This is a genomic window from Paraburkholderia sp. (assembly GCF_035948235.1).
In the GTDB taxonomy this organism is placed as follows: Bacteria; Pseudomonadota; Gammaproteobacteria; order Burkholderiales; family Burkholderiaceae; genus Paraburkholderia.
Window position 1 is genome coordinate 1 of record NZ_DASZJJ010000045.1, and the last position, 21,885, is coordinate 21,885.

Annotated in this window: 20 protein-coding genes; 14 read left to right on the forward strand and 6 right to left on the reverse strand. The window is 64.2% G+C overall.

Annotation, left to right across the window (positions count from 1 at the left end; genetic code table 11):
• Positions 1–17: 17 nt before the first annotated feature.
• Together VG320_RS02725 and VG320_RS02730 are read left to right on the forward strand one after the other, a co-directional pair.
• Positions 18–1,343: an FAD-binding oxidoreductase gene (locus tag VG320_RS02725; RefSeq protein ID WP_327198641.1), complete on the forward strand. Its 1,326-nt coding sequence runs from the start codon at positions 18–20 to the stop codon at positions 1,341–1,343.
• On the forward strand, positions 1,340–2,107 hold the full coding sequence (locus VG320_RS02730; RefSeq protein WP_327198625.1) for an SDR family oxidoreductase: 768 nt from the start codon (positions 1,340–1,342) through the stop codon (positions 2,105–2,107). Before VG320_RS02725 ends, VG320_RS02730 begins: the two co-directional genes overlap by 4 nt.
• Positions 2,108–2,126: 19 nt before the next feature.
• Here the strand turns inward: VG320_RS02730 and VG320_RS02735 are convergent, their stop codons facing one another.
• Entirely contained in the window at positions 2,127–2,663 is a 537-nt protein-coding gene (locus tag VG320_RS02735) for a flavin reductase family protein (RefSeq protein WP_327198642.1), read from the reverse strand.
• 382 nt (positions 2,664–3,045) lie between these two features.
• On the opposite strand from VG320_RS02735, the gene VG320_RS02740 reads away from it, so the two are divergent.
• From VG320_RS02740 to VG320_RS02760, 5 genes are all read left to right on the forward strand, one after another.
• Positions 3,046–3,297 (forward strand): acyl carrier protein, encoded by a 252-nt coding sequence (locus VG320_RS02740; RefSeq protein ID WP_028220982.1) that lies wholly within the window; start codon positions 3,046–3,048, stop codon positions 3,295–3,297.
• Positions 3,294–4,574: an acyl-CoA dehydrogenase family protein gene (locus tag VG320_RS02745; protein ID WP_327198626.1), complete on the forward strand. Its 1,281-nt coding sequence runs from the start codon at positions 3,294–3,296 to the stop codon at positions 4,572–4,574. Before VG320_RS02740 ends, VG320_RS02745 begins: the two co-directional genes overlap by 4 nt.
• Before the next feature lies 1 nt (position 4,575).
• Positions 4,576–5,604, forward strand: a complete 1,029-nt coding sequence (locus tag VG320_RS02750) for an amino acid--[acyl-carrier-protein] ligase (RefSeq protein ID WP_327198627.1) — start codon at positions 4,576–4,578, stop codon at positions 5,602–5,604.
• Positions 5,601–6,608, forward strand: a complete 1,008-nt coding sequence (locus VG320_RS02755) for a DUF1839 family protein (protein ID WP_327198628.1) — start codon at positions 5,601–5,603, stop codon at positions 6,606–6,608. Before VG320_RS02750 ends, VG320_RS02755 begins: the two co-directional genes overlap by 4 nt.
• Positions 6,609–6,687: 79 nt before the next feature.
• Entirely contained in the window at positions 6,688–9,213 is a 2,526-nt protein-coding gene (locus VG320_RS02760; protein ID WP_327198643.1) for a glycosyl hydrolase 2 galactose-binding domain-containing protein, read from the forward strand.
• Positions 9,214–9,306: 93 nt separating this feature from the next.
• Here the strand turns inward: VG320_RS02760 and VG320_RS02765 are convergent, their stop codons facing one another.
• Positions 9,307–11,154: a serine aminopeptidase domain-containing protein gene (locus VG320_RS02765; RefSeq protein WP_327198629.1), complete on the reverse strand. Its 1,848-nt coding sequence runs from the start codon at positions 11,152–11,154 to the stop codon at positions 9,307–9,309.
• 281 nt (positions 11,155–11,435) lie between these two features.
• On the opposite strand from VG320_RS02765, the gene VG320_RS02770 reads away from it, so the two are divergent.
• Both VG320_RS02770 and VG320_RS02775 read left to right on the forward strand, forming a co-directional pair.
• Positions 11,436–12,917 (forward strand): flippase, encoded by a 1,482-nt coding sequence (locus VG320_RS02770; protein WP_327198630.1) that lies wholly within the window; start codon positions 11,436–11,438, stop codon positions 12,915–12,917.
• A 97-nt stretch (positions 12,918–13,014) separates the two neighbouring features.
• Positions 13,015–14,214 carry a calcium-binding protein gene (locus VG320_RS02775; RefSeq protein ID WP_327198631.1) on the forward strand — a complete coding sequence of 400 codons (1,200 nt, stop codon included), beginning with the start codon at positions 13,015–13,017 and terminating at the stop codon, positions 14,212–14,214.
• Between the two features lie 8 nt (positions 14,215–14,222).
• Here VG320_RS02775 and VG320_RS02780 read toward each other — a convergent pair whose 3' ends face one another.
• A complete protein-coding gene (locus tag VG320_RS02780; RefSeq protein WP_327198632.1) occupies positions 14,223–15,296 on the reverse strand; it encodes a glycosyltransferase family 2 protein in 1,074 nt (357 codons plus the stop codon).
• Between the two features lie 238 nt (positions 15,297–15,534).
• On the opposite strand from VG320_RS02780, the gene VG320_RS02785 reads away from it, so the two are divergent.
• The 5 genes from VG320_RS02785 to VG320_RS02805 all read left to right on the forward strand — a co-directional run bounded on the left by VG320_RS02785 (position 15,535) and on the right by VG320_RS02805 (position 19,612).
• The gene (locus VG320_RS02785; RefSeq protein WP_327198633.1) at positions 15,535–16,638 is read left to right on the forward strand and encodes a glycosyltransferase; all 1,104 of its coding nucleotides are present in this window, start codon (positions 15,535–15,537) and stop codon (positions 16,636–16,638) included.
• Between the two features lie 163 nt (positions 16,639–16,801).
• Positions 16,802–17,422, forward strand: a complete 621-nt coding sequence (locus VG320_RS02790) for an IS607 family transposase (protein ID WP_327198634.1) — start codon at positions 16,802–16,804, stop codon at positions 17,420–17,422.
• Positions 17,400–18,740 (forward strand): transposase, encoded by a 1,341-nt coding sequence (locus tag VG320_RS02795; RefSeq protein ID WP_327198635.1) that lies wholly within the window; start codon positions 17,400–17,402, stop codon positions 18,738–18,740. The genes VG320_RS02790 and VG320_RS02795 overlap by 23 nt, the downstream gene beginning before the upstream one ends.
• A gap of 11 nt (positions 18,741–18,751) precedes the next feature.
• Positions 18,752–18,895 carry an entericidin A/B family lipoprotein gene (locus VG320_RS02800; RefSeq protein ID WP_327198636.1) on the forward strand — a complete coding sequence of 48 codons (144 nt, stop codon included), beginning with the start codon at positions 18,752–18,754 and terminating at the stop codon, positions 18,893–18,895.
• Positions 18,896–19,159: 264 nt separating this feature from the next.
• Positions 19,160–19,612 carry a host attachment protein gene (locus tag VG320_RS02805; protein WP_327198637.1) on the forward strand — a complete coding sequence of 151 codons (453 nt, stop codon included), beginning with the start codon at positions 19,160–19,162 and terminating at the stop codon, positions 19,610–19,612.
• 19 nt (positions 19,613–19,631) lie between these two features.
• Here the strand turns inward: VG320_RS02805 and VG320_RS02810 are convergent, their stop codons facing one another.
• From VG320_RS02810 to VG320_RS02820, 3 genes are all read right to left on the reverse strand, one after another.
• Positions 19,632–19,808 (reverse strand): DUF1427 family protein, encoded by a 177-nt coding sequence (locus tag VG320_RS02810; protein ID WP_327198638.1) that lies wholly within the window; start codon positions 19,806–19,808, stop codon positions 19,632–19,634.
• A 26-nt stretch (positions 19,809–19,834) separates the two neighbouring features.
• Positions 19,835–20,803: a zinc-binding alcohol dehydrogenase family protein gene (locus VG320_RS02815; RefSeq protein ID WP_327198639.1), complete on the reverse strand. Its 969-nt coding sequence runs from the start codon at positions 20,801–20,803 to the stop codon at positions 19,835–19,837.
• Between the two features lie 223 nt (positions 20,804–21,026).
• On the reverse strand, positions 21,027–21,885 hold an 859-nt coding region (locus VG320_RS02820; RefSeq protein WP_327198640.1), incomplete at its 5' end, for an MBL fold metallo-hydrolase.

Consider the following 21,885-nt stretch of genomic DNA (forward strand, 5'->3'; position numbering starts at 1 on the left):
CCTCTGCCAGGCCGTCCATGAGCGCGTCCAAGCTGCAATCGTGGGAATGTCCTCCGCGTGCGCCCCAATCGAATGAACCGCTGGTCTGGCGCGATACCGTGCGGGCGCGGCTGCTGGACGCGCGAGCGAGCGCGGGCACCACGCTGCCGTGCGGCGGCGCGCGAGGCTCCGCGGACAGCAGTCTCTCGGCCAGCGGGCATGTTCTGCCGCTGCACGGCCTCGCACGTTTCATCGACGCGGACTGGGAACAGGGCATCGTGCGCGCGGAAGCGGGCATGACGTTGGGCGAGCTCATCGCGATCACGCTGCCGCGTGGCTGGATGCTGCCGGTCATTCCGGGTACGCAACTCGCGACGCTCGGCGGCGCGTTGGCCAATGATGTGCATGGCAGGAACCATCAACTGCGCGGCACATTCGGGCGTCATGTGCGGCGCTTTTCGCTGCTGCGCTCGGATCGCCCCGCCATCGAATGCGCGGCCGACGATCAGCCCGATCTTTTTAGCGCCACCATCGCCGGTCTTGGTCTCACCGGCGTGATCGAGTGGGTCGAAATCCAGCTCATGGCGGTGCGCTCGAGTCATCTGAACGTGACGCGCATGCGCTTTGGCAATCTGGACGACTTCCTCGCGCTCTCGCGTGGGCGTGCATCCACCCATGAATACGGCGCGGCCTGGGTCGACTGTCTTGCACGCGGCAACGCGCCTGGCCGCGGTATTTATGTAAGCGGCAATCACTCGACCGACGGCGATCTCTCGCTGCCCGCGCAGCGCACGCGCGGGCTGCCGTTTGCGCCGCCAGCAATAGTGCCCAACCATGGCCTCGCCATGCGCACATTCAACGCGCTTTACTATTGGCGTCAGCGGCGCGGCATCGAACTCGCGCGGGTCGACCCCGCCAGCTTTCTCTCCCCGCTCGACAAGCTTCGCAACGGGACTCGCCACAATGGCAATCGCGCTTACCAGCAGCATCAATACGTACTTCCCGAGGCGAGCGCGCGAGACGCGCTGCAAGCGATCCTGCAAACCATTGCCGCAGGAGGCAGCGGCTCGTATCTGGCCGTGCTCGAGCGCTGCGGCGCGCTGGCTTCGCCGGGACTGCTGTCGTTTCCGATGCGCGGCGTCTCACTCACGCTGAACTTTGCGCAGGACGCGCGGCACAACACGGCGCTATTCGCGCGACTCGCGGCGATCGTCGCGGAAGCACGCGGACGCCAGTTTCCAGCCACGCATGCGCAGATGAATCGCAACCATTTCCGTTCGGCCTATCCCGCGTGGCAGGAACTCGAGCGCCATCGCGACCCTGCGCTGATGTCTCGCTTCTGGAAACGAATCACCGAGTCATGAAGAATATTCTGATCATTGGCGCCTCGTCGGCGATCGCCTCCGCGTGTGCACAGCGCTGGGCCGTGCAGGGCGCACGCCTCTTTCTGGCGGGCCGCCAGACAACGCGCCTGAAGGCAGTCGCACAGGATCTGCGGGTTCGTGGCGCGCAGGAAATACACACGCGCAAGTTCGACATCAACAATCGCGCGCAACACAGCGCGCTGCTAAGCGCCGCCCGATCGGCTCTCGGTTCCCTCGACATAGTGCTGATCGCGCATGGCACGCTCGCCGATCAAACGCTGTGCGAGCGTGACGTGAACGTCACCGTAAGCGAATTCACGACCAATGCGCTCTCGACCATCGCCTTGCTCACGCTCATTGCGCCGATCCTCGAAGTACAGGGCAGCGGCACGCTTGCAGTCATTTCCTCGGTGGCAGGCGAGCGCGGCCACGCCTCGAACTATGTCTACGGCGCAGCCAAGGCGGCCGTGACCACTTTCTGCGAAGGATTGCGCGCGCGGCTTTTCAGGGCCAATGTGCGCGTTCTCACGATAAAGCCGGGTTTCGTCGCCACGCCGCTTACGGCGGGCATTGCGCGATCCGGCATGCTGGTAGCCTCGCCCGCGCGGGTCGCCGGGGATATCGTGCGCGCCGTCGCGCGCGGTAAGGACACGCTTTATACGCCGTGGTTCTGGATCGCGATCATGCTCGCGATCCGCTCGACGCCACGCTTCGTCTTCAAGCGTATGGCGTCCTCCTCTGCGGCGGCGAGAGATGGCGGCTAATGCCCGCTGGCGGCGGCTCTCATTGCCCCTGCGCCACGGCCGCATAGCGGCCGCCGAAAAACACCAGCGGCGCGCGTTCATCCAGCGAGAACGCCAGCACCTCACCCACAAACAGCGTGTGATCGCCGCACGCGTGGCGCTCGCTCATGCGCAAGGCGAATCGAGCCACCGCCCGCTCCAGCAGTTCGACGCCTTCCAGCCCATCGACCTCGGTGAAACGCGGCGCTAGCCAGCTTTGCGGCTCGCCCGCGAAATGCCGGCTGTGTGGCTCCTGCTCATCCGAGAGCACGCTCACACCGAAGCGTTCGGTGTGCATCAGACGCTCATGCATGCGCGCGCGATGGCCGACCGACACAACCACGAGCGGCGGCCGCAGCGAGCCCGACATGAACGCGTTAGCCGTCATCGCATGCAACGTGTCGCCGCTACCCGTCGAGATCACCACGACACCCGTGGCGAACCGCCCGAGCGCCGTGCGTAAAAGCCGCTCGTCGAACCGAGGCGGCGCCGGCGTGGCGTCCACGCGCTGCACCTCCGGCAATACAGCTTCGCTCATGGCGAGTCCATGTGCGTTCATGACGTCCCCTCCCTTTCGTGCGCGACGGATAGCGGCCAATAGCAACGGATAGCAGCAGCCATTGCGATCATTTGAACGCAGGGCATTCGCGGCATCTGTACGCACGCACACACACTTTTTTGGCACTTCAAGCGCATTCTCACGCTTACCGGCAACGCGATCGCACCAGCGCGCCACGACGCGTGGCGAAAGCGCATCTGGGTTCGCGTCTGGCTTCGCATCTGGGTGCGCTGCCGCACGGACGCTTACAGCGGGTGATCTGTTTAATACGCACAACTGCCGCGTGACTCACGCACTCTGGCATGGACCGTCGAAACCGCGCACGAACCGAAGCGCTATTCACATGAGGGGGCACCTTTCCATGAAAACCGCACTGCGACGCATCCTTTCCGAATCGGCCCGTCTTGACGTGCCAGCCGATACGCTTGCCGACGACGCCGATCTCTACGCCGCGGGCCTTTCTTCACTGGCGACCGTGCATCTGATGCTGGCGATCGAAGACGAATTCGGCATCGAAATTCCGGACCGCATGCTCACGCGGCGCCTGTTTTCAAGCATCGACTCGCTTGCTGCCGCCGTGACCGAGCTGCAACAGGCGAAGGCGGCAGCATGAACGCCCCGCTCACCGACGCGGCCGTCGAGCCGGAACGTCGTGCGCTAGCCGAGGCCAGCAGTGTGGATAGTGTGGATTCCCAGGTAATCGACACGGGAGCACACTGGCGCGCAGCGGCACAGCGCGTCGCCGTGATCGCCGCTCAACATGCCGATCACGTCGACCGCAACGCACGCTTTCCCGTCGAAGCGTTCGATGCGCTCAAGGCCGAACGCCTGCTCTCCGTGATGGTGCCGCCGCAATTCGGCGGCCCGGGCCTGTCGCTCGCGGAAATCGCCACGCTGTGCGAGACGCTCGCGCACGGCTGCGCGTCAACCGCGATGATCTACGCGATGCACCAGATCCAGGTGGCCTGCATCCTGGAGCATGGCGCGGACATGTCCTGGCATCAGTACGTGCTCACGCAACTCGTCGCGCACCAATGGCTGCTTGCATCGGCCACGTCCGAAGAAAACATCGGCGGCAGCATGCGCACGAGCGCCTGCGCGGTCGACGTGAAGGACGGGTGCTTCAAGATCGAAAAGATGGCGCCGACGATCTCCTACGGCGCGCACGCGGACGGCATCCTCGTCACCGCGCGGCGCACCGCCGAATCGCCCGCCTCGGATCAGGTGCTGATCGTCACGCTGCTTGACGACCTCGAACTCGAAAAGCGCGGCACGTGGGATTCGATGGGCATGCGCGGCACCTGCAGCGAGGGCTTCCGGCTCGTCGCGCAGGGCAGCGCCCAGCAGATCCTGCCCACGCCCTTTGCCGAAATCGCCGACCAGACCATGCTGCCCGTCTCGCACACGCTGTGGGCCGCCGTGTGGACCGGCGTGGCGAGCGACGCCGTCAATCGCGCCAAGGCGTTCTTCCGCGCCCAGGCACGCGCCAAGCCCGGCTCCGTGCCGCCCGCCGGCATGCGTCTGGCCGAAGCCGTGGGCCTGCTGCAGATGATGCAGGCGCGCCTGAAGGTGGCGCTCGATGCTGCGCACGCCGCGCATCTCGCGCGCGCCGCGGGCTGCAGCGCCGACACGCCGCTTTCCGCGCAACTGCACTACGCGTCGGACATGAACACGCTCAAGACCAGCATTTCCGCAACGGCGCTGCTCGTCGTCCAGGAGGTGCTGATGATCTGCGGCATGGCCGGCTACAAAAACGGCACTGAATACAGCGTGGGCCGCCATCTGCGCGACCTGCACTCGGCGCCGCTCATGATCAACAACGACCGTATCGCCCAGAACACCGCGAGCCTGCTGCTTGCGCAACGGCCGACCGGCCCGGGGAGAGCCTGACATGAACACGATGACCGAAACCGCCGCGCTGCAGGCCGCCTCAGGCAGCGAAACGCCCGCGCCAACCTTCCGCGACGAACTGATCGCCAGCGGCCTGTTGATCGACACCGGCGAAAACGGCCTCTACGGCCGCAGCCAGGTCTTTGAGGACGTGGTCGATCGCCTGAACGTGGCGATCACGCATCTCGGCGCCGATCAGGACCCCGAAGTACTGCGCTTTCCTCCAGCGATGCGCCGCACCGACTTCGAAGACAGCGAGTACCTCAAGAACTTCCCGCAACTGGCCGGCACGATCCATTCGTTCTGCGGCAACGAGTCGGGCCAGATGCGCCTGCTGCGCTGCCTCGACGACGCGATGGAAAAGAGCGACGACGACCGCGATACGGCCTGGATGGAGCAGCAAAAGCCCACGCGCGTGGTGCTCACGCCGGCGGCCTGCTATCCGATCTATCCGGTGATGGCGCGACGCGGCCCGCTGCCCGCCATTGGCCGCACCATCGACGTGCTCTCGTACTGCTTCCGTCACGAGCCCTCGCTCGACCCCGCCCGCATGCAGATGTTCCGCCAGCGCGAATACGTGCGCCTGGGCAACCCCGAGCAGGTGATGGCGTTCCGCCAGATGTGGATCGATCGCGGCTCGCTGCTGGTGTCGCTGCTGGCGCTGCCGGTCGATGTCGACCTGGCCAACGATCCGTTCTTCGGACGCGGCGGCAAGATCGTCGCGGACAGCCAGCGCGCTCAGGCGCTCAAGTTCGAACTGCTGATTCCGGTCGCGAATCCCGATAGCAAGACGGCATGTCTGTCGTTCAACTATCACATGGATCACTTCGGCGCAATCTGGAAGATCGAATGCGAGGACGGCAGCACCGCGCATACGGGTTGCGTGGGCTTCGGCATGGAGCGCATCACGCTGGCGCTGTTCCGCCATCACGGTCTGGATGTCAATGCGTGGCCCGACGACGTGCGCGCGCTGCTGTGGGGCGACACCCAGGCATGCGTTGAACGCGGCCTCGCGGAGATGAACGTATGAACGCGCCGACCGCCAACGCCGCGGTCACCGAGGTCCGAAGCCCGGCGGTGCCGCGCAAGCACGAATCGCATGCGCTGCACCAGGGCGAGCGCGTGTGGGTGGAGACCAACTGCTACGTCGATCTGTGGATCGAGCTGTTGCACGGCATGGGCTTCGATCCGCGCGCGGCGCTCGCCTTCACGGTGACGCAGGATTTCGAGGGCGATCAGTTCACGTTCTTCAAGTTCCCGCTCGAAGACATCGAAAAGCTCTACGGCACCCAGGTGACGGAGCTGGCGATCTACGACTCGCTCGAAGACCGCGTGCTCGCGCAGACGCAGCGCGGCCACACCGTGCTCGTAGAGGTGGATGGCTTCTATCTGCCGAACACGCGCGCGACCTCGTATCGCCGCGAGCATCCGAAAACCAGCGTGGGTATCGACTTCATCGACCCGGCGGGCAAGCGCCTTGGTTATTTCCATAACACGGGCTATCACACGCTCGACGGCGAAGACTACGACGGCGTATTCCGCAAGCTGCCGCGCTTCGAAGGGCAAGCCGATCTGCTGTTTCCGTATGTGGAGTTCGCCAAGCGCGTGCGAGCGCCGCTCGAAGGCGAGGCGCTCGCGCAAGGGTCCGCCGAATTGTTGCGCGCGCATCTTTCGCGTCGCCCTGCACGCAATCCGGTCACGGAATGGCGCACGGTGTTTCCAACCCAGCTCGACATGCTGCTCGAACGTGGGGAGAAGTTCTTTCATCCTTACTCGTTCAACCTGATGCGGCAGCTCGGTGCGAACTTCGAGTTTCTGTCGAAGTATCTGCTGTGGCTCGATGCGAACGGTGTGGCGGTTCCGCATGAGATCGCAACGGCGGCGCAGAAGGTGGCTTCCGAGGCGATGGTGATGCAGTTCCGCGTCGTGCGTGCGATGGCGCGCAATCGGCGCGACACCTGCGACGACTGCTTCGACGTGCTGGAGGCGAACTACGCGCAGACGCTGGAGCCGCTGGCCGCGCTGATGGCTTGAGATTTGATGATTGAAGACGTCCGCCGGGGGACAACGCGTGCGTAATCTGCCCAACGATTCGAACGAACTCGGCGCGGACGTGCCGCAAGGCGCGCCCGCGTCTGTCCTTTCGTCCGCGCAATCCGAAGCGGGCTTGTGGCCCGTGCCGCTGGATGCGCAGTGGCGTTGTGTATCGACGCTCGCGGGTGCGTGCGAGATGCCTTCCGCGCTGGATGCCTGCACGACCGCTTGCGGATGGCTCGATGCACCCGTGCCGGGCACGATCGCTTCCGCCTTGCGCGCAGCGGGCAAACTCGATATCGAACACGCTGCGCCCTTCGCTTCGCAGGATCACTGGTATCGCACGACGCTGGCGGGTCACGGCACGCGGCGTCTGCGTTTTCAGGGTCTCGCCTCGCTCGCCGAAGTGTGGCTCGACGATACGCTGCTGCTCGAATCGGCTTCGATGTTCGTCGCGCATGATGTCGAATTTGAATTGCACGGCGCGGCGACGCTCGCGCTGTGCTTCCGTTCGCTCGACGCAGCGCTCGGCGCGCGGCGCACACGGGCACGCTGGCGTCCGCGCCTGGTTTCGCCGCCGACGTTGCGCAATGTACGCACGACCCTGCTCGGCCATATGCCAGGCTGGTGTCCATCGGTACATGCGGCGGGGCCATGGCGGCCGGTCGAACTGCTCGGCGACGCCCCCGATGCGTTGCGTGACGTCGATATGGCGACCACGATGGACGGCGACGATGGCGTTGTCGAGGTGACGCTGCGCTTCGTGCACGCGCACGACGGCGCGCAACAAGCGACGCTGCGGTGCGCCGGCGTTGAAACCGCACTCGCCTGGCAAGACGCGCAGACGTTGCGCGGCACGCTTCGCGCGGCCAACGTCGAGCGCTGGTGGCCGCATACACACGGCAAGCCCACGCGTCACGCTATTACGCTCCAACTCGCGCAGCGCACGATTTCACTTGGCGAAGTGGGCTTTCGCAGTATCGAAGTCGATCGCAATCTGAATGCCAGCGATGACGCGGGCTTCGCGCTACGCATCAACGGCACGCCGGTGTTCTGCCGCGGCGCCTGCTGGACCAGCGCCGATCTCGTCACGCTCGCGGGCACCGAGGCGCAACTCAAACACACCTTCGCGCTTGTGCGCGACGCGGGCATGAACATGATCCGCGTGGGCGGCACGATGGTCTACGAGTCGGACGCGTTCTACCGGCTCGCGGATGCTTACGGCATCCTCGTGTGGCAGGACTTCGCGTTCGCCAATTTCGACTATCCGACCGATGCGGCTTTCACTGCCGCCGTGGAAACGGAAGCCACGCAGTTTCTCGCGCGCACGCGCCGTTACGCCGCGCTCGCCGTATTGTGCGGCGGCAGCGAGGCCGATCAGCAAGGCGCGATGTTCGGCCTGCCGCCCGAGATGCGTGAGCAGGCGCTTTTCACACAGCAATTGCCCGCTATCGTCGCGCGCGAGCGGCCCGATGTCCCTTATGTGCCAAATTCGCCGTCAGGGGGCACCTGGCCGTTTTCGACGCGCACGGGCGTCACGCATTATTACGGCGTGAGCGCGTATCAGCGCCCGCTCGATGACGTGCGTCGTTCCCAGGTGCGCTTTGCTTCGGAGTGCCTCGCATTCGCCAACGTGCCGGACGACGCCACGCTTCACGATGCGCTCGGCACGATCCACGCGCACGATCCGCGCTGGAAAACCGCGGTGCCGCGCGACCCTGGCGCGGGCTGGGATTTCGACGACGTGCGCGATCACTATGTACGCGCGCTATTCGGTATCGAGCCTTCGAGCGTGCGCTACGAAGATCCGCAGCGTTATCTGGATCTTTCGCGCGCCGTGGTCGCGGAATTGATGATCGATGTGTTCAGCGAATGGCGGCGCGCGGGTTCGTCGTGCGGCGGCGGTCTGGTGTGGCAGTTACAGGATCTGCGCGCGGGCGCTGGCTGGGGCACCATCGACGCCTGCGGGCGGCCCAAGAGCGCCTGGCATGCCCTTGCACAGGTGCTCAATCCCGTTCAGGCCGTCATCACCGACGAAGGCCTCAACGGGCTCGACATTCATCTCGTCAACGAGCGCGCCGATACGCTGGCATTGCAACTCGAACTGGTCTGCCTGCGTGACGGCGCGGTGAGCGTTGCGCAGGCCAAGCGCGCCGTCGAACTCGCGCCGCGCAGCGTGCAGCGCGTGAGCGCCGCCGATCTGCTCGGACGCTTCTTCGATTTCACGCACGCGTATCGCTTCGGGCCGCGCGCGCATGACGTGACGATCGTGACGTTGCGCGATCCCGCGAGTGGCGCGGTGATTTCAGAGGCATTCCATCTGCCCGAGCGGCGCGCGATCGAGCGCCACGATCTGGGCATCGTGGCGACGCCACAGCGCACGGAACACGGCTGGCAAGTGGTGGTGGAGGCGCGCCGCTTCGCCCGCTGCGTGCATATCGCCGATGCGCACTATCGCGCGCGCCGCGACTGGTTCCACCTCGCGCCAGGCCGGCCGGTGACGGTCGATCTGGTGCCGTTGGAAGCGAACGCCGATATCGACGCTCGCGTGCCCGATGGCGAGGTGCGCGCGATCAATGCGTCGGCGGCGGTGTTTTATCGGTGAACCTTTGTTTTGCCTGTGTAGTAGCCCGTTTTGCCGACTGGAAAAGGAAACTGCCGAGGACCGATCGTCAGGCAGTTTCTCATTGCACGCCCGTCAACTGCGCGCCGGCGCTCCGAGGTGCACCACTCCCGGTCCACCCGCCAACGGCGCCGTCTGGCTACCCACGAGGTCTTCCGCGCTGGCCGTCGCGGTCGTCGATACGCTGGTCGCGCAGCAAACGGCTTCGTCCAGCCACGCTTCGAAATCGGCCATCACCGACTCGCGCGCCTCACGCGCGAAAAGCGAATGATCGAGACTCGGCAGCGTCAGCGCACGCACGCACGACAGCGTTTTCAGCGCGGCAAACGACGTGCCCAACTGTAGCCGGGCTTCCTCCAGTCCGCTGTCGTACTCGCCGTATATGAGGCGCAATTGCACCTTCTTCGTGTCGATTCTTTGCAGTAGCACGCACGCCTCGTTGGCCGCCACGGTCCAACCCATCCGGCCCGCGACGCCTTGCGCGCAAATGCGCGCCGCACGGCGCGCGATCCGCTTTGCAAGTACAAAGGCGATGCGCAGCGGACTCGCGTCGGTCTGGCCGCGCAGTGCACGCTTCCATTTATCGGCGCTGAACAACGCATGCAAATAGGTCTTCGACGACACCATGCGCTGCTCGCCGGGCGAACGCGCCGCACCGTCCCACGTGAACTTTTGGAGGTTTACGCCGTACGCCGCGACAATGTTCGGATGCAGCGCGCTCGCGTGCAGCCCCACAAACGCGCCGCCACACACGCCGAACGTGGCGATGCGCGCATGACCGCGTGCCACAAGCCAGTCCGCGCCGCTGGCCGCATCGTCGCGCAGCGCGGTCGAATACAGCACGTCGAGCGTCACCTCGAGCGCGCCTGGCTGCGCGTCGCCCAAACCGCCCACGTCCATGCGCAGTGACGCGATGCCCTGCTGGGCCATCCGGCGCGCGAGCAACACGGCAATGCGGCCATCGCCGATATGATGGGCCGCCCCGGTATTGATGAGCAATACGGCGGGCGCGCCCGACCGCGGCACATCGGGCTCACAATGAATGCCAAAGCAGTGGCCGAAGCGCACCGGCCGCTCGGTGGCCTGATGACGTTCGAGTCGCAAAACCGGCTGGGCAGCGAGCGGCGCGCGCGAGGTTGTCGCTGGCGCACGCTCGAGGCCGCTGGCGAGCCACGCGCTCACGCGGTCAAAAGCGTTGCGCGGCTCTGTGCTGTAGAGCGCTTCGAGAAAAAAACGATCAGACTCCTCAAAACCGCCCTCCTCGACCTGCACGCCAAGCGATGCATAATGCGCCGCGAGCAGCGCTGCCTGATTCGCACCGCTCGAATCGAGCAGCAGCGCCCGCTGCGCGGGCGCTGCGTTCGCGCGCATCAGGTCAAGCGCCGAAAGCGTGGCGATGTCGTCACCGTGCAAACCGAATCCGAACGCTTCGACATAGGCGCCATCATCGGCGAGCGATGCCGCACTCACGCCCGCCGAGGTGCTCAGCCAGCTTTGCCGGTGCGCACGCAACTCGCGGATATAACGGCGCCCGGTCACGGGCGGCGCGAGCAGCACGAGATCGTCGATATCGCCGATTCGTTGCGCGGCGATAGCCGCGAGCGTCGCCCCAAGGCGCAGGCCCACGAGCGCCACGCGCGTAACACCCGTCCACTCGCGCAGATGGCGCACGGCAGCGTCAATGCTGCCCAGCCAGGTTTCAACGCGGCACGGGTCATCCTCGTTGCCGGCAGCGTCGCCGGTGCCGGGATAATCGAAGCGCAACACCGGCAGGCCCGCGGCCGCAAGACGCTCAGCCAGCTTGCGCCAGCCTCGATGCGTGCACAGGGCGTCATAGCCGAACGGGTTGCAGAGCACGACGCCGGTGCGTCCATCGGCAGGATGCAGCCAGCCAAACGCGCCCTCGAAGACGACAGGATCCATGGAGTGCCTCATAACTCAAATTCACGGCTCGAATATCGGTCAGTGCCAGTGCGCAGCACAAGAAAGGCCGCGTAAGGAAAATTTAATTTCAAGCGGCGCCGCGCTCCGTGCGCCGACGCACAAACACCCACGCCTCGCGAGTCCAGAATGAAGACTCGCGACATTGGCGCTTTATCGTGCACAAGACGCATGCGCCATCGTCAGCGTGAACCGGACCGCACGACTAAAACAGCGCGAACCCATCGCGCTCTGCACCGCGCCCTCGGCGCGATGGATGCATCATGACCGCCAGGCCCAGCCTCAGACGCAGTGCCACGTTTAATTTCGTCGGCGGCATCCTGCCGATGTTGATCGCGTTCGTCACCACGCCCATCTATCTTCATCACATTGGCGCTGCACGCTACGGGGTACTCGCCATCGTCTGGATGGTGCAGGGCTATTTCGGCTTTCTCGATCTGGGTCTTTCATCCGCGACCTCGAACCGCGTCGCGCAACTTTCAGGGAGCACGCCTTCCGAACGCGAATCCGTACTGTGGACGGCACTGATCACCAACGCCTCGCTGGGCGTGGCGGGCGGCCTGTTCCTCTACGCGCTGCTGCGCATGCTGATCGGTCAATTCGACATGGGACCGGCGCTCACGGCCGAGTTGATGCCCGCGCTGCCCTGCGTAGCATGCCTGGTGCCGCTCTCCAATCTCATTAGCGTATTCAATGGCGCGATGATCGGACGCGAGCGCTTCGGCACGCTCAATGCCGTGCAAACACCGGTCACGCTCATGTATCAACTCGTGCCACTGGGCGCGGCGCTATTGTTCGGGCCGAGCCTGCACTACCTCGTGTACGGCACGCTGGTGGCGGGCGTCGCCGCGCTCACGCTCAATGCAGTGGTGGTGTGGCGAATTTTCCCGCTGCGTTTCGCCGGCGGCCCGCGCCGCAAACTGGTGGGCAAGTTGCTCTCGTACGGCGCGTGGATCAGCGTGACGAGCCTCGCGCAGCCCCTGCTTGAAACCGCCGACCGCCTTATGATCGGTAGTGCGCTGGGGCCGCAGGCCGTGACGTGGTATCAGGTACCGTTCAATCTCGCCGGACGGGTCAAGCTCTTGCCAAGCGTGCTTACGCGGACGCTGTTTCCGCGCCTTTCGGCGCTGGACCCGGCTAGCGCCGCCGAACTTTCGGCAAACACGATCCGCGGGCTGGCCGCCGCGCTCACCCCGATGATCGTATTCGGCGTGTTCTTGATGCAGCCGTTTCTCACGCTTTGGGTGGGCCGGGAATTCGTGTCGCATGCAACCTCAGTTGGCGAAACGATTCTGCTCGGCGTCTGGATCAATTCGCTCGCGTCGATCGTAGCGTGCCATTTGCAGGCAACCGGGCGCCCCGGCGTCGTCGCCCGCTTCCAGGCCTATGAGATGCTGCCCTTCTTCGCGTTGCTCTGGTGGGCGATGCACAGCTTCGGCGTGCTGGGCGCCGCACTCGCCTGGAGTGCGCGGTGCCTGCTCGATAGCGTTCTGCTGTTTGGCGCCGCCAGGCTCGGTATGCGGCCCGTACGGCTGCTTGCGATGCCCGCGCTGATTATCGGCGTGGCGTACGGTGCGACGCTGCTGTTCACGCCGCTTTCGTGGCCTTGGGGTACGGCCTGGATCGCAACGACGATTGTGGCACTTGCGTGGACCGCGCGCAGTGAGCCGCAGGTCTTTGCGCGTTTGTCACGTTCGTTCGCTTCGATACGCAATATCACGCGGCGCGAAGCCCAGGGAGGGTGACGTGGCCAGCAAGATCCTTCGCGTAGGTCTGACAAATTTGTTCGCTATGCTGATGATTGCTTCGATCACCGGCCGCGCGCAAACCAGGAACGTGCCGATGGAAAGCGCAGATGCCTTTCTCGACAGCATCGCCGTGAATACGCACGTGGAATATACCGATAGCGCCTACGCCGACGTTCACAAGATCGCCGCCGATCTGGCGTGGCTTGGCGTGCGCCACGTGCGCGAAGGCACGCCGGGGTTGGCTGCGCCGCTATCGAGTTATGTCTGGCTCGCCCGGCAAGGCGTGAAATTCACCTTCATTATCCGCGGAAATATCGCCGATTCGCTGCATCAGCTCGATCTTTTCGACGCGGCGGCGCCCGGCAGCGTCGCAGCAGTGGAAGGTGCCAACGAAATCGACAATTTTCCAGTGCGCTACAACGGCCTCACGGGTGAAGCAGCGGGTTTCGCTGCGCAGCAGGCGATCTTCGCGCATGTGCGCGGCAACCCCCGTTTTGCCAACGTGCCGGTGTACGACCTGACAGGCTATAACGCCGCGCACGTGAGTCAGCGCACCGGCGCAGCCGATGACGCCAACGTCCACATCTATCCGCAAAACGGTGAGCAACCGGCGTCGAATGCCAACGGCGACATGTGGTTCGCGTGGGGCCTGGACGGCCTGCGCAAATTCGGCTTGCCGATTGTCGTCACGGAATTCGGCTACTACACCATGCCGCAGGCCGGCTGGGAACGTATCGGCGTGGACGAGGCAGGCCAGACCAAAGGCATCCTCAACGGCCTCTTCGACGCAGCAAGCCTTGGCGTCACACGCACGTATATTTACGAACTGCTCGACGAAAAACCCGATGCGCAGAACGCCAACAGCGAAATGCATTTCGGCCTGTTTCGCAACGACCACACGCCCAAGGCGGCCGCCAGTACAATCCGCAATCTCACGGCGATCCTGAGGGCCATGTCAGCGGGGCCATCAAACAATGCTTCGCCATCCTATTCATTGAGCGGCATGCCTACCTCCGGCCGAAGCCTGCTGCTATCTGGAGCCAACGGCCACTCTTTGCTCGCACTCTGGAACGAAGTGCCGTTCTGGGATCGCGCGACGGGCAAACCGCTCAATGCCGGCAGCGTAAAAGTCCAGGTGGAATTCGATCACGCCATGCGCAGCGCCGCACTCTACGATCCGACGATTTCCGCCGATCCGCAGATGCGCGTCGATGCGCCACAGAAGATGACGCTGGACGTGCCGGACCACGTCATCCTGCTCGACGTGACAACCGACGTAAAACCCGGTGGTTGAACGCCGCCCTATCGGCGCTTCACGAAATTGCGCAGCGAAAAAAACGGCCGATACACGCACGGAAACGCCGCATAAAGAAACATCCGCAGCCTGAACCCCAGCTTGACGCCTCTCGCGCCCAGCAGCACACCGCACTTCGCACCCAGCCCCGGCTTCGCGAACACGTCGCGCGCGTAGTACTCGCGCGCGAGTTTGGGCACGAGCAGCGCGCGCATCTGATCGCCAACGCCGGCAATCTGCGCATCGCGCTGGAACTGCTCCGATTCGGCCAGCCCAAACGCCGTCGTCAGCTTCACGCGCGCGACGAACTGCTCGACGGTGCGATAGCGTTTCTTGCCCGACAACCCGCCGCGCCGATAACGCACCAGCGGCTCGCGCAGGCTAAACGCGCCGCCCGTCATGACCGAGCGAAACGTCATGATCTGGTCTTCGGCCATGGCGCCGGGCAGCATCGGCCCGAAGCGCTCGAAGAGCCGCCGCGACCACGCGTGCGACGCGCCCACCACCCACGGACGCTCGCGCTCCCACTCGTCGAAATTTCGGTACTGCCCGAGATCGGTCGGCGCGATGCGGCCCGCGTCCGGCGAGGTGCTGTCGATCTCGACAAGATCGGAGGCGATCAGATCGACGCGCCGCTCAAGGCCGTTCCAGCACTCGACCAGACGCGCGCAGCGCTCGGGCACGGAGATGTCGTCGCCCGCCGTGACCACCAGCAGTTCGCCATGACTCATCGCCGCGAGTTGCGATAGATGCGCGGTGATGCCCGCGTTGCGTTCGTTGCGGTTGAGCACGAGCCGGTGCGGGCCGCGATAGTCGCGCGTGGCGGCTTCGACGGCGGCCCAGGTGGCGTCGGTCGAGCAATCGTCGGAGATCAGGATTTCGAGCGGCGAATACGTCTGCGCGAGCGCACCGGCGATGGCGTCGGCGATCACGCCAGCCTGGTTGTACGTGATCAACAGCATCGAGACGAGCGGCCGCGCCGCATCGTGTGCGGCCGGCCCTTCGCGGGATACCTGATCGGCGTGTTCGTTATCCTGATTCATCGGCTCTGAAATGCGCGCGCCATGGACATTGCGGAACATGGGACGTCACATGGAACGTGTAAGTTGGCGCGGCCGCATGAGCGTTCTGACGGCACTCGTGACGGCGCGGGCGGCCATACTATCATGCGCGCCAGGCGGGTCGAAACGGCGCCTCGTGCTTGGCGCTGTCTAAACATTTCCAGCACGGCAAGCGCGCGCCTTGAAGGACAGTCCCAAGCCCGCCCCGCCGCCTTTGTATAATCGCGCATTCCCCTTTTGCGCCCTGCGTTTACCTTTCATGCTTAGTTTCGCACTTGGCTTCATCGTCTCACTGCTGGTCACGCTGCTGATCGTGCGTTATGCGCATCTGCATGAAAGGTTTTCCGTCGATTCCGATCTGGCGGGCGTGCAGAAATTTCACGCGCGTCCGGTGCCGCGCATCGGCGGCACGGGTATCCTGGCGGGGCTGATCGTCGCAGCGGCCCAATTGCACGGCGCGTACCCGGCGGTGTCCGGCGGCATCCTCGGCATTGTCGCGTGCGGGATGCCCGCTTTTGCGTCCGGTCTGGTCGAGGATCTGACCAAGAAAGTCTCGCCGCTCGCGCGCCTCGTCTGCACCATGGCGGCCGCCGCGCTCGCGTATTTTCTGCTGGGCATCGCGGTGACACGCATTAGCGTGCCGCCGCTCGATTTCCTGCTCTCCTATGCGGCGATTTCCTGCGTCATCACCGTGCTCGCGGTCGCGGCGCTCGCCAATGCGATCAACATCATCGACGGCTTCAACGGCCTCGCCTCGATGGTCGCGTTCATGATGTTCGCCTCGCTCGCCTACGTGGCCTTCCAGGTGCACGATCCGGTCGTGCTGTCGGCGTCGTTCATCATGATGGGCGCGGTGCTGGGCTTTTTCATGTGGAATTTCCCGGCAGGCCTGATCTTTCTGGGCGATGGCGGCGCGTACTTCATCGGCTTCATGCTGGCCGAGCTGTCGATCCTGCTGGTGATGCGCAATCGCGATGTGTCGGCGTGGTATCCGGTGCTGCTGTTCATGTATCCGATCTTCGAGACCTGTTTTTCGATCTACCGCAAGAAGTTCGTGCGCGGCATGTCGCCCGGCATTCCCGATGGCGTGCACCTGCACATGCTCGTCTACAAGCGGCTGATGCGCTGGGCCGTCGGTGCGCGCACCGCGCGCGAGCTGACCCGCCGCAACTCGCTGACCTCGCCCTATCTCTGGCTGCTGTGCCTGATCGCGGTGATTCCGGCCACGCTGTTCTGGCGTCACACGCTGCATCTGTTCTGCTTCGTGGTGGTGTTTGCGCTCACTTACGTGTGGCTCTACGTGAGCATCGTGCGGTTCCGCTCGCCGAAATGGCTGGTGGTGCGCAAGCATCGGCGCACTTAAGGGTCGCTGCGCATACGGCGCCGGTCCACGCCGCGTACAGTCGCCCCCATTGTGCGCTTCAGGCAAGTTCTCGTTGTAGTCGTTGCGCTGATTGCCGGGCCCCGTCATATGGAGCCACGTCGCTTGCGTGGGCAATCTACGCAATAGTGTATTATTGTGAACTATGGAGCGTAGACTATCTGTTACCGAAGCAGCCAAGCGTCTGGGCGTAACATCAAAGACGCTACAGCGCTGGGATCGCGAGGGGAAACTGACACCGGACTCGCGCTCAGCTACGAACCGACGACTGTACTCCGAATCGCAGATCGCCCGGTTTGCGGGTCTTGTGTCAAAACAGGAGGCAACCCGCGTCGTTGTGTATTGCAGGGTTTCTTCTGTGGCACAGAAGCGCGACTTGGCAAATCAGCGCCAGATACTCGAGGAATTCGTGGCAGCGAAGGGGTTCGCAGAGGCCGAGTTCATTGAAGAAATCGGCGGTGGACTTAACTTCAAAAGGAAGAAGTTTCTGGCAGTGATGGACGACATCAGCAACCGTCAAATCCGAACCCTCGTACTTGCACACCGAGACCGGCTTACACGTTTTGGTTACGAGTGGTTTGAACATCATGCACTGATGCACGGGTGCGATATTCTGGTTCTGAACCAGGAGCGGCTTTCGTCGCAAGTAGAAATGGTTCAGGACCTGATGAGTATTACGCACAGTTTCAGCGCCCGGCTGGATGGACTGCGAAACTACAAAAGAAAGTTGCAGGAAGCGCTCAATGCTGATCGCGCACAAGATTGAACTCGCACCCGACGTCGAGCAGATCGACTATTTCCGCCGAGCCTGCGGCACGGACCGGTTCACCTGGAACTGGGCACTCGCCGCATGGAACCGGCAGTACACGTCGGGCGCAAAGCCCACGGCCTTGGGCCTTAAAAAGCAGTTCAACTCGCTCAAATACGCTGAGTATCCGTGGCTCAAAGAGATTCACCGCGATGCCCATGCTGACGCATTCGCGCGATTGGGCAAAGCATGGAACCAGTTCTTTAGCAATCTGAAAGCCGGCAAGCAAGCCAATGCACCGGTGTTCAAGCGCAAAGGTCGCTGTGCCGATTCATTCTACGTGGCCAACGACAAGTTCACTCTCGGCGAGCACGATGTACGGCTGCCATTGATCGGCTCGGTGATGCTTAAAGAATCACCTAGGTTCGGTGGCAAAATTATGGGTGCCACGGTGATTCGGGAAGCGCGGCGCTGGTTCTTGAGCGTACAGTTTGACGTACCTGTATCGATGCTCATGCGGGAAACCCGCCATGAGGTTATCGGCATCGACCTGAACGTCGCAGAGATCGTATGCTCCGATGGCACGCGATATCAAACCCCGCAGCCACTAAAGGCTATGACGCGCCGTGTCACTATCCGCAGCCGCAAGGTGTCTCGCAAAGTCGAGGTGATCAGGGCATCTCTCGGTCAGAAAGGCAATGCTTTCCCGAGAGGCACGCGTCTGCCGCAAACGAACAATCTACGGAAGGCATCGCAAATGCTCTCGGCCACCCACTATCGGGCCGGGTGCATTCGTCGTGACTTTCAGCACAAAACTACGACTGACATCGCACGCAAAACCCAAGCGGCGGTGGTCGAGGACTTGTCCGTGAAAGGCATGACTGCATCAGCGAGCGGCACCGCGAAACAGCCGGGCAAGCGGGTACGGCAGAAGGCTGGATTGAATCGCGCGATTCTGGACATCGGTTTTTACGAGATCCGGCGTCAGCTCACATACAAGCTCAAGCGATTCGACCGCGAGACCTACGTTGTAGACCGCTTCTTCCCGAGCAGCAAGCGCTGCAGTTGCTGTGGTAGCATCAATAAGAGTCTCGCGCTTAACGTTCGAACGTGGCAGTGCGCGTCATGTGGCACCGCCCACGACCGTGACGAAAATGCAGCGGCTAATCTCGCCCAGTGGGCGACCGTTCCATCACTACGCGAGGCTTTCGCGAAAGTTACGCCTGTCAGCACGGGTGAAAACCCGGATCACGAGTCTGAGCCTGTAAGGAACTCGGGGCAGGAACCGTCTCTCCGTGAGGTGAGACAGCGTGCAAAATTGCGCATGTTTAGATAAGCAGAGCCGACATGAGCCACACGAAGCGTTACCTTGCGTTTGCCCTTGCCCTCTTTGCCGTCACGCTCGCCGCGTGCAACACAATTGCCGGCGCGGGCGAAGATATCTCGAAGGGCGGCAACGCCATCACCAATTCGGCGGACAAGGCGAAGTAAGCAGTAACCTTTCGCTGCGCCTGACGCCACCAGGACCGCTCCCGATCGATGCGCGAGCGGCCCTTCTGCTTCTATCGCTTTGCGCCCCCTTTTATCGCGGGGCGCTCGACGCGCTCCCAGGAACAAAGTGCGTGCACCGTGCGCCGGCATGAGCCGCGAAAGCGCTACCCTTGAGATTCGCGCCGCGCCGCGCGAGTCCACTCACCGCTTCGGCAACGGCGTTGCGTCGTGACGTTCGGCCGGAGCACTGCCAGGGAGGCAAGCATGTCGAAGTCGATCTGGGTCGTCGTCGCCAATCGCGTCACCGCGCGCATTTTCACCACTGAAAATCCGCTGGGCGCCATCGAGGAAATCGAAACGCTGCTCCATCCGGAAAGCCGCGTGCCGGAACAAAGCCTCGTCAGCGACCGCTCGGGCCGTACCGAGCGCTCGACGGCGGGCCGCCAGTCGAGCGATCCCGATACCGCCCATCACGAGCACGAGTCCACGGTATTCGCCGCGCAGGTCGCCACCACGCTCGCCAAGGCGCGCAACGACGGCCGCTACGGCACGCTCGTGCTGGCCGCGCCGCCCGCCTTCCTGGGCGTGCTGCGCAAGGCGCTCGACGCGCAGACGAAGAGCCTCGTCACGCTGGAACTCGACAAGGATCTCGCCCTGCTCGACGTGCGCACGCTGCGCACGCACTTTCCCGAGCGGCTGGTGCGCGCGCAGACCTGAGCGCAGTTAGCATCCCCAATTACCCCGCCAGATGCGCGATGCAGTTGCGCACGAAGCCGATGGCATGCTCGCCCGCAAGCATGCCCAGGAGGCCGATCAGCGCGATGGTGGGCGGCGCGGGCGATTTCACGTCGAGCACGCTGTAAAGCAGGCCTGCGAGCGTGCCCACGGCAAACGAAACCAGATAAGCCTTCATGGCGCTCTCCAGAATTCCGGACCGGTTCAGGCGATGTCGATCACGACGCGCCCGCGCGTGCCCGCCGCCACCGCCGCATAGGCGTCCTGGGCGCGTTCGAGCGGGAAGCGTTCGGCGACCACGGGCGCGGCGAACTGGCCGGCATCGAAGGCTTGCGCCAGCGCGCGCATGATCGGCGCGGCTTCGGCGACACCAAGCTTCGCGCTGTCGGCGCCCAGCAACTGGGTTTCGTTGTGATAGAAGTCGATCAGGTCGAACTCCACGCGGCGCTTGCCGGTGGCGCTGATCTCGACCACGCGGCCACGACGCTTGACCAGCGACAGCGCCAGTTCGAACGCCACGCCGCCTACCGCGTCATAGACCACGTCCGCGCCCGCGCCGCCGGTGAGTTCGCGCACTTTGGCGGCGGTGTCGCCATCCATCGGCACGAAGGCGTCGATCAGCCGCGCCGCTGGCGAATCCGCATCCGGCGCCTCGCGCCCCACGCCGATCACACGCGCGCCGCGCGCCTTGGCGATCTGCGTGACCGCCCCGCCCACACCGCCCGACACGCCAATCACGGCGATCGTTTCGCCTGCCGCCAGTTGCGCGTAATCGACGGTACCCAGCCACCCCACCACGAAATTCACGCCAATCGACGCAGCCTGCGCGTGCGTGAGCGTGCTGGGCTTGCGCGCGAGCGCCGTTACCGGGATCTCGATGAATTCGGCGTGCGTGCCGTCGCGCGTGAAGCCGATATCGCCGCCGGTGCCCCAGACTTCGGCGCCGATCCAGTCGTCCGGACCCGCCACCACCACACCGCTGAAGTCGCGGCCCGGCACGCGCGGCAGGACAGTGTGGTCGAAGTGGCCCGACACGTTCTTCACATCGCTCGGGTTCACCGACGCGCTTTTCACCTGTACGAGCGCGTGGCCATCGGCGGGCACGGGCGTGGGCAGATCGACGAGTTCGAGTACGTCAGGCTTGCCGAAGGTCTTGAACTGGATGGCTTTCATGGTGGACTCCGCTGGATCGGTTTCGATATGAAGCCAGTCTAGAGTGTCGGCAGACAGTCGAGTGGACAGATGCTTTCGAATTTCGGACAAAGCCTGCCGCTTCCCTCCAGTTCCCGCCGCACCAAAAGCAAACGGCCTGCGCGGAAGGCAGGCCGTTGCGGTCACAGACGCTGATCTGCATCAGGGCGCTTATCGCGCGCCCGACGCATGATCGAAGGCTTCGTCAAAGCGCGTCGAGCGGAATTTTCAGGTAGCGCACGCCGTTGTCCTCGGGCTCGGGCAGGCGGCCCGCGCGGATATTCACCTGAATCGACGGCAGGATCAGGTTCGGCATGGCGAGGGTGCGGTCGCGCGCGCCGCGCATCTGCACGAAGGCTTCCTCGCTCACGCTGTCGTTCAGGTGGATATTGCTCTCGCGCTGCGCGCTGACCGTGCTCTGGAAGCGCGGGCCGCGCGACTCGGGCGGGTAGTCGTGGCACATGAAGAGACGCGTGGGCCCCGGCAGATCGAGCAGCTTGCGCACCGATCGATACAGCTCATGCGCGTCGCCGCCCGGGAAATCGCAGCGCGCCGAACCCACGTCGGGCATGAACAGCGTGTCGCCCACGAACACGGCGTCGCCGATCTGGTAGGCGAGATCGGCGGGCGTGTGGCCGGGCACGTGCATCGCGCGCGCCGCGAGCGGGCCGACGTGGAAGGTTTCCTCGTCGGTGAAGAGATGGTCGAACTCGCTGCCGTCGGCGGCCAGCGTGCCGCCCAGATTGAAGACCTTGCCGAACACGCCCTGCACCATACGGATGTGCTCGCCGATGGCGATCCTGCCGCCCAGTTGCTGCCTGAGAAACGGCGCCGCCGAAAGATGATCGGCGTGGGCGTGGGTCTCCAGCAGCCATTGAACCGTGAGGCCGTATTCGCGCACGAAGGCGATCACGCGCTGCGCCGACTCCGTGGACGTGCGGCCCGATTTCGCATCGTAGTCCAGCACCGGATCGACGATCGCACACGCCGAGCCGCGCCCCGAGTGCACGACGTAGGTGACGGTGGCCGTCGCCGGATCGAAGAACGGCTCGACGAGGGTGGCG

Coding starts and splice junctions, on each gene's coding strand:
- VG320_RS02795 (WP_327198635.1), top strand. CDS start 17,400: ATGCTGATCGCGCACAAGATTGAACTCGCACCCGACGTCGAGCAGATC.
- VG320_RS02800 (WP_327198636.1), top strand. CDS start 18,752: ATGAGCCACACGAAGCGTTACCTTGCGTTTGCCCTTGCCCTCTTTGCC.
- VG320_RS02750 (WP_327198627.1), top strand. CDS start 4,576: ATGAACACGATGACCGAAACCGCCGCGCTGCAGGCCGCCTCAGGCAGC.
- VG320_RS02815 (WP_327198639.1), bottom strand. CDS start 20,803: ATGAAAGCCATCCAGTTCAAGACCTTCGGCAAGCCTGACGTACTCGAA.
- VG320_RS02765 (WP_327198629.1), bottom strand. CDS start 11,154: ATGGATCCTGTCGTCTTCGAGGGCGCGTTTGGCTGGCTGCATCCTGCC.
- VG320_RS02730 (WP_327198625.1), top strand. CDS start 1,340: ATGAAGAATATTCTGATCATTGGCGCCTCGTCGGCGATCGCCTCCGCG.
- VG320_RS02775 (WP_327198631.1), top strand. CDS start 13,015: ATGGAAAGCGCAGATGCCTTTCTCGACAGCATCGCCGTGAATACGCAC.
- VG320_RS02805 (WP_327198637.1), top strand. CDS start 19,160: ATGTCGAAGTCGATCTGGGTCGTCGTCGCCAATCGCGTCACCGCGCGC.
- VG320_RS02740 (WP_028220982.1), top strand. CDS start 3,046: ATGAAAACCGCACTGCGACGCATCCTTTCCGAATCGGCCCGTCTTGAC.
- VG320_RS02785 (WP_327198633.1), top strand. CDS start 15,535: ATGCTTAGTTTCGCACTTGGCTTCATCGTCTCACTGCTGGTCACGCTG.
- VG320_RS02780 (WP_327198632.1), bottom strand. CDS start 15,296: ATGTTCCGCAATGTCCATGGCGCGCGCATTTCAGAGCCGATGAATCAG.
- VG320_RS02745 (WP_327198626.1), top strand. CDS start 3,294: ATGAACGCCCCGCTCACCGACGCGGCCGTCGAGCCGGAACGTCGTGCG.
- VG320_RS02810 (WP_327198638.1), bottom strand. CDS start 19,808: ATGAAGGCTTATCTGGTTTCGTTTGCCGTGGGCACGCTCGCAGGCCTG.
- VG320_RS02755 (WP_327198628.1), top strand. CDS start 5,601: ATGAACGCGCCGACCGCCAACGCCGCGGTCACCGAGGTCCGAAGCCCG.
- VG320_RS02725 (WP_327198641.1), top strand. CDS start 18: ATGAGCGCGTCCAAGCTGCAATCGTGGGAATGTCCTCCGCGTGCGCCC.
- VG320_RS02770 (WP_327198630.1), top strand. CDS start 11,436: ATGACCGCCAGGCCCAGCCTCAGACGCAGTGCCACGTTTAATTTCGTC.
- VG320_RS02790 (WP_327198634.1), top strand. CDS start 16,802: ATGGAGCGTAGACTATCTGTTACCGAAGCAGCCAAGCGTCTGGGCGTA.
- VG320_RS02735 (WP_327198642.1), bottom strand. CDS start 2,663: ATGAGCGAAGCTGTATTGCCGGAGGTGCAGCGCGTGGACGCCACGCCG.